Below are 462 nucleotides of genomic sequence, written 5' to 3'. Positions count from 1 at the left end.
GGTCACCATGCCGCCCTGGTCAAACTTGTGGCTCGTCGGCTCCATGGCGCTCTCCTTCACTCTTCATTTCGTCATCCTCTACGTCGAGGTTCTTTCGGCCGTGTTCCAAGTGACGCCGCTGTCGCTCGACGAGTGGGTAACCGTAATGAAGTTCTCAGTACCCGTGGTACTGCTGGATGAAGTGCTCAAATTCGTCGCGCGCAAGATCTCCGATGCCCAGCCGTCGTGGATGCTGTAAGCGCCGGAACACCGTCGCAGCGCCACTGCACGCACATATTCCATGAACACTATTTGTTTGTTGTGATCCCGCAGTGAAACTACACACGTAACGACACGGTTGTGATATCTGCATAAGACCCAGTAAGTTCGGACCACAGCCTCCGATCGAGCGCCGGCGACACTAACGCTCTCGTTGTTTTCCAGCGAACGAGGTGGTCATTGACAAGTGGTAAACGACACCAT

At 54.8% G+C, this 462-nt stretch carries 1 protein-coding gene; it reads left to right on the top strand.

The features are described 5' to 3' along the window. A partial coding sequence (locus F0L46_RS27960) for a cation transporting ATPase C-terminal domain-containing protein (protein WP_149822441.1) occupies nucleotides 1-238 on the top strand: 238 nt, incomplete at its 5' end. Nucleotides 239-462: the final 224 nt, after the last annotated feature.

It is taken from the genome of Salinarimonas soli (assembly GCF_008386575.1).
Taxonomy (GTDB): domain Bacteria; phylum Pseudomonadota; class Alphaproteobacteria; order Rhizobiales; family Beijerinckiaceae; genus Salinarimonas_A; species Salinarimonas_A soli.
The sequence above is the reverse complement of the archived record's forward strand: the minus strand, read 5'-3'. Positions and strand labels throughout refer to the sequence as shown.